We start from the raw sequence: 6,143 nt of genomic DNA, 5'->3' as shown, positions 1-6,143 counted from the left end.
TAGTAATGCCAGACAAAGATATTTTATCCCTTTCACCTTTAACTATTGGTAAAAATGGCGATACTTTGATTAATTTTAGTAAAACAGCAGGCATAACTGCCAGTACATTTTTTGCTTATATTGCCCTTCAATGGTGGTCTTGGCGACGAAGTGATGGAGGTGGAGAATTTGTACAAAGATTTGCAGCAGCGAAAAATGAAACAGAAGCAGAAAAAGCAGCCTGGTTATTTAATATCATGCACTATGTTATTAGAACTTGGCCTTGGATTTTAGTAGCTCTAGCATCCATTGTAATTTACCCTAATTTAGAAGACCGAGAATTGGGTTATCCCAAATTAATGATTGACTTTCTTTCCCCAGGAATTTTAGGTATAGTTGTTGCCTCTTTAGTCGCCGCATTTATGAGTACAGTTTCTACCTCAATTAATTGGGGTGCTTCTTTTATTACTAACGACCTATATAGAAGATTTATTAAACCTGATGCAACTCAACCACAATTAGTTTTAGTGGGGCGACTTTCTTCTCTATTAGTAACAGTTTTAGGAGCAATTGCCGCATTTTTAGCAACAGATGTAGCAACAGTATTTAGATTAGTAATAGCCATCGGAACAGGTTCAGGATTAGTATTAATATTACGTTGGTTTTGGTGTCGGGTGAATGCAGCAGCAGAATTAACCGCTATTGTCGCTAGTTTTTTCGTAGGGATGACAACAAGTTTAGTTCCCGCTTTCAAAATTGAAGACTTTGGTTTGCGAATTATGTTTATTACTGGCACCGTAACATTACTCTGGGTAACAGCAATGTTTTTAACCCCACGAGAGTCTGATACAACTTTAGACGAATTTTATCGACGAACACTTCCCGGTGGCCCTGGTTGGAAACAGCAAAGGATGAAAACAGGTTTATCTCCAGCACAGGATTTAGGTAAAGATTTACAAAAGGTACTCGCATCTATACTATTATTATTTGGGGCACTTTTGGCAACTGGTGGCTTTCTGTTGCTCAAGCCAAACATTGGCTGGATCTTCCTAATTATTGGAGTTCTCGGTTGGGTTTGGTTGCAACAGCTCAATAAATCAAAAATTTTGCCAATGCCAAGACCAGGATTAGATGATGACGATTTTGTCTAGGGAGGAGTCAGGAGTCAGGAGTCAGGAGTCAGGAGTCAGGAGCCAGGAGTCGGGAGAGAAGAGGAGGAGAAAGTTTTTGTCGCGGAGCGACAGATCAAGCGCAGTTACCGAAAAATCGTGGTATAGGCGCCTCCCCTTTTAAGGGGATAAAAAGCGGTCGAGAGATGGTGAGGTTTCCTCGCCATATCTAATCGACCAAGAGAAAATAGAATTCCGTATTTCAAGCCTCTTGCTTTCCTACGGAATGCTGCGAAACAGCTAGAGGTACTGATAACTGATAACTGATAACTGAAATGACTGCCTACTGCCTACTCCCTCTTACAAAAATTATCAATTCTTTTCCCCTACTGCCTACTGCCTACTGCCTACTCCCTATTTAATACAAAAACCATGCAAATTTTTCGTCAATATATTGCTCCATTTCTCGTAGTCGTCATATTTTTAATTGCTATGGTAGCAGTCAGCGCTCGTATCTTTTTACCAGGGGATCTAGCAGCACCCGCTCCCACAGAGGAATTAAGTTATCCTCAAGAAGAGGCAATGCTATCCACACCCAATGTTCATTTCTCGTAATATTCAGTGGTTAGCAAGTTAATTCCAAATTACCAACTTCGTAAGGGTTCCGGTATAGACAGAGCAATTCTGGTTAAATTTATGCATTGGACTTATCAAGAACTTTTCCCAGAGCAAAATTTTAGCCATCTTGCTAAAACAGTCGATCGCTATTTATCAACTCAAACTCCTATTTGGTGGGTTGAGGTCATAGATAAACCTGTAACTTCACCAATAGGTTGTCTGTGGTTGGGGAATGCCATAGACCAGGTAGAGGGCGATCGGGTAACTCATATATTTCTGCTGTATGTCTCCCCATCCCATAGACGACTTGGTATCGGTACAGCTTTAGTTACCCATGCAGAAAATTGGGCAAAAGCTAGGGGCGATCGGCAAATTGGTTTGCAAGTGTTTGTCTCTAACCAACCCGCTCTTAATCTTTACCAGAAGTTAGGTTTTCGGTCTGAGTCTATGTTGATGGTAAAATCTTTAAACGAAGGAAGGGGTAAGAATATAGGAAGAGAAAATTGAAAGTTTCTAGGGACGTTGTATGCAACGTCTCTACTCCCACAAACCAACAATATTATGTAGATAATGTTGTTGTGCCAAATAAACGATTTGTAAAAAGAAATTTTTCTCCAATAAGGAAAATTTTTTTCCGGGGTAACAGAAGCACCTTCTAATCAAATTCTGGAACAGATGATGTATGATTCTCTTCGCTCATAAAAAGTACTCTGTTGGTAAAACCAATTCCAATCTGGATGACATAGAGCTTCCCACCTGGCTCCACCTTGAGGACTTAAGTAGTAACCCATATTTAATTTTCCGTCCAACGCAGCCTTAATTTGGGACAGGGTTAAGACCACATCTGGAGTCCTGACTCCCTCTTTAGTAGTTAGTAGGACTAATATATCCCCATTCTGAAACAAGCGATCGCTTGCTGCTGCTACCTCTGTATGACAAAGTCGCCAATCTGATGCAACATTTTTGAGGAATTCACCATCTTTTAAAACTGAGAAAAGAAGCAAATATTCTACCCTGTGGATAGTCATAAATTTTAGAAAAAGTGATGATTCTAGTAGTGCAAAACAATTCTAAAAAAATCTACAAAAAGGAAATTGGAAACTTTTGCCTAGAAAGAGCTTCTCTACATGATAAACTTAAAATCAGAATAAAATTTATTTCAAATCATTTATAAAATAAGTCCACTTACCGAAAAAATTGGGTTTAAAGCCCCGTCCTTCTAGGACGGCTTTTCTTAGAACTAGACTTGATAGTTTTCGTCAGGCGTGTTAGCGTAAGATTATATCGAAGGAGGTCGAGATTCGATGATCATTATTGAGTTCAAAGCATACGGCAAAGTTAACCAATATGCAGCTATTGATGAAGCTATTCGGACGGTTAAATTTATCCGAAACAGCTGTATTCGCCTGTGGATGGATAAGAAGGGAACAGGAAAGTACGACCTTAGTAAATACTGCAAGATACTGGCCAAAGAATTCCCTTTTGCTAATGAATTGAACTCAACAGCTCGACAGGCTGCGGCTGAGAGAGCATGGTCATCAATTTCTCGTTTCTTTGAAAATTGCAAAAAGAAAGTACCTGGAAAGAAAGGGTTCCCCCGATTCCAGAAGCATTGTAGATCGGTCGAATATAAGCAGTCAGGATGGAAAATATCCCCTGACAAAAAGTCGATCACTTTCAGCGACAAGAAGGGAATTGGGAAGCTAAAACTCAAAGGTACGTGGGACTTGTGGCGCTTCGACAAGAAGCAGGTTAAGCGAGTTCGCATAGTCAAAAGGGCTGACGGCTACTATGTTCAGTTTTGCGTCTCTGTGGATGTCACGGAGCAATTAAATCCTGCTGACGCGACTGTGGGACTGGATGTAGGACTAAAAGAGTTCTATACTGATTCCAGAGGAAACACCGAACCTAATCCCCGTTTTTATAGGACTGGGGAGAAACGTTTAAAGTTTGATCAGCGCAGAGTTTCTCGGAAAAAGAAAGGCTCATCCAATCGTAAGAAGGCAGTTAATAGACTAGGTAGACAACACCTTAAAATAAGTAGACAACGTGAAGAGCACGCCAAGAGACTGGCGCGCTGCGTAATCCAGTCTAATGACTTGGTCGCCTACGAAGATTTGAGAGTTAAGAATTTGGTGAAAAACCACTGTCTAGCTAAGTCTATTAATGACGCAGGTTGGTATCAATTTAGAAAATGGTTAGAGCATTTTGGCACTAAATTTGGCAGAGTCACAGTTGCTGTAAATCCTGCATATACTAGCCAAAACTGCTCTGAGTGCGGCGAGGTAGTGAAGAAGTCGCTATCAACTAGGACTCACGTCTGTAAATGTGGTTGCAAGTTAGACCGCGACCACAACGCCGCAATCAACATTCTAAACATAGCCTTGGGTACGGTGGGGCACACCGGAACCTGGATCATTGATCCGAACGCTTTGGGAGATCTGTCCTCTACTTTTCCTGACTCCGGTCTGGTTGAGCAAGACGGGTCGTCGATCAAAGAATCCCCGTCCTAGAAGGACGGGGAGTGTCAACCTATAGATTTACCTACTATATTCAGAATGACTGAGGAACATGATATAAACCAAACAACAACTGATTCGGAACAGTTTCATCAACCGACTGAAGATCAAAAAAAAGACTCTTGGAAAAATCGTATCGCTGAAGTTTGGAATGATACCAGCAACCGTGTAATGAAACTGTTACCCGTAGACCGGGCAGCACAAACATTAGTGCAATGGTTTAGCATTGATGAAGCCAAAGTAGCCGAAATATTAACAAAAGTACGCGCAGAACTTCCCACCACTGAAGCACTATTAATTGGTAAACCCCAAGCAGGTAAAAGTTCCATCGTGCGTGCTTTAACAGGAGTTTCCCCAGAAATAGTCGGTCAAGGATTTCGCCCTCATACCCAACATACCGAACGTTATGCTTATCCTTCCGACGATTTGCCCTTATTGATTTTCACTGATACTGTGGGGTTGGGAGATGTGAAACAGGAAACACCAGTTATTATTGACGAACTCCTCGGAGAATTACAGCAGGAAAGTAACCGCGCCAGAATCTTGATTTTGACCGTAAAAATAAATGATTTTGCTACCGATACATTACGACAGATAGCACAACAGTTGCGACAAGAATATCCAAATATTCCTTGTCTTTTAGCAGTAACTTGTCTCCATGAAGTTTATCCTAACCCTACTGATGACCATCCCAAATACCCTCCAGAATATGAAGAAATAAACCGTGCTTTTGTTTCTATTCAGGAAGATTTTGGGAAGTTGAGCGATCGCTCTGTACTTATCGATTTTACCCTAGAAGAGGATGACTACAATCCTGTATTTTATGGTTTAGAAGCCTTTCGAGATAGTTTAGCAGAATTACTTCCAGAAGCAGAAGCACGAACAATTTATCAATTATTAGACGAACAAGCAAGCAAACAACTGGGCAATATTTATAGAGATGTGGGGCGACGTTATATTTTATCATTTACTATTATGGCAGCCACCGCAGCAGCAGTACCTCTACCTTTTGCGACAATGCCAGTATTAACAGCTTTACAAGTTTCCATGGTAGGTTTATTAGGAAATTTGTATGGGCAAACAATATCCCCATCTCAAGCAGGAGGAGTTGTTAGTGTGATTGGTGGGGGTTTTGTCGCTCAAGCAGTAGGGCGAGAGTTGATTAAATTTGTGCCTGGGTTCGGGAGCGCGATCGCTGCTTCTTGGTCTGCTGCATATACTTGGGCGTTAGGTGAGAGTGCCTGTGTTTATTTCGGAGATTTGATGGGAGGGAAAAAGCCAGATCCAAAGAAAATTCAAGGTGTTATGCAGGAGGCGTTTGAGTCAGCGAAAGATAGATTTAAAGGGATGAAAAGTTGAGTAGAAATTGCACTTAGTATCACGCCCGCTCGGGTAGTGCGTTCATCAAGTTCTTAGGTGGTAGGTGTAAATTCAAGAGGGAACACTGGAAACGGAGCAAAAATTTGGGATATTCCTGTAGTGTATCAAGAAAGTGTGGGAATGGTAAAATTATCATTGTCCCTCAATACTTTCTATTCTAATAGACATCTCCTCCACCCATAGGCAGTAGGCAGCTTTGCTGTAGGCAGTAGGGAACCCACCCCTCGCCCCTCCCCCTCCCAGGAGGGGAAATAATTGATATATCTAGTGTGATAATTGATTTTATTTTTTATTATAGGAGATGTCTAATATAGCGCTGTGCGCAGGCAACAGGCAACAGCTCATCTGGCAACAGGGGGAATAAATTGCCGATAATATAAGAATATATCCCATTAATAGTCAAATTATGATGAAGCTATCCCACTATTTTTAACAAGTTTATTTGTTTAAGTAAAATGTGTTTTAAAAGCTTGATTTTTCGTTTTTAACTATCAACATATTTAGAGTTTTTAGCAAAAGTCTTATTAGTGGGATAGGT

General features: G+C 40.9%; 5 protein-coding genes and 1 pseudogene. 5 read left to right on the top strand and 1 reads right to left on the bottom strand.

What is annotated here, in order from left to right:
• From F6K13_RS14185 to F6K13_RS14175, 3 genes and pseudogenes are all read left to right on the top strand, one after another.
• Positions 1 to 1,130 (top strand): annotated as a pseudogene (locus F6K13_RS14185) (sodium:proline symporter); the annotation flags it as partial.
• A 390-nt stretch (positions 1,131 to 1,520) separates the two neighbouring features.
• Complete coding sequence (locus F6K13_RS14180) at positions 1,521 to 1,703, top strand: hypothetical protein (RefSeq protein ID WP_124143773.1); 183 nt, start codon at positions 1,521 to 1,523, stop codon at positions 1,701 to 1,703.
• A 6-nt stretch (positions 1,704 to 1,709) separates the two neighbouring features.
• On the top strand, positions 1,710 to 2,213 hold the full coding sequence (locus F6K13_RS14175) for an N-acetyltransferase (protein ID WP_205127263.1): 504 nt from the start codon (positions 1,710 to 1,712) through the stop codon (positions 2,211 to 2,213).
• Positions 2,214 to 2,365: 152 nt separating this feature from the next.
• On the opposite strand, the gene F6K13_RS14170 is transcribed toward F6K13_RS14175, so the two are convergent.
• Entirely contained in the window at positions 2,366 to 2,734 is a 369-nt protein-coding gene (locus F6K13_RS14170) for a hypothetical protein (RefSeq protein WP_124155392.1), read from the bottom strand.
• Positions 2,735 to 3,010: 276 nt separating this feature from the next.
• Between F6K13_RS14170 and F6K13_RS14165 the strand changes: the two genes are divergently transcribed.
• Entirely contained in the window at positions 3,011 to 4,219 is a 1,209-nt protein-coding gene (locus F6K13_RS14165) for an RNA-guided endonuclease TnpB family protein (protein WP_124155393.1), read from the top strand.
• A 45-nt stretch (positions 4,220 to 4,264) separates the two neighbouring features.
• Positions 4,265 to 5,584: a GTPase family protein gene (locus F6K13_RS14160; protein WP_287287674.1), complete on the top strand. Its 1,320-nt coding sequence runs from the start codon at positions 4,265 to 4,267 to the stop codon at positions 5,582 to 5,584.
• The last annotated feature ends 559 nt before the right edge of the window (positions 5,585 to 6,143 follow it).

This window comes from Okeania sp. SIO2B9, assembly GCF_010672505.1.
Lineage (GTDB): Bacteria > Cyanobacteriota > Cyanobacteriia > Cyanobacteriales > Microcoleaceae > Okeania > Okeania hirsuta.
This window is presented reverse-complemented; position numbering and strand designations above follow the sequence as displayed.

Coding starts and splice junctions, on each gene's coding strand:
- F6K13_RS14180 (WP_124143773.1), top strand. CDS start 1,521: ATGCAAATTTTTCGTCAATATATTGCTCCATTTCTCGTAGTCGTCATA.
- F6K13_RS14170 (WP_124155392.1), bottom strand. CDS start 2,734: ATGACTATCCACAGGGTAGAATATTTGCTTCTTTTCTCAGTTTTAAAA.
- F6K13_RS14165 (WP_124155393.1), top strand. CDS start 3,011: ATGATCATTATTGAGTTCAAAGCATACGGCAAAGTTAACCAATATGCA.
- F6K13_RS14160 (WP_287287674.1), top strand. CDS start 4,265: ATGACTGAGGAACATGATATAAACCAAACAACAACTGATTCGGAACAG.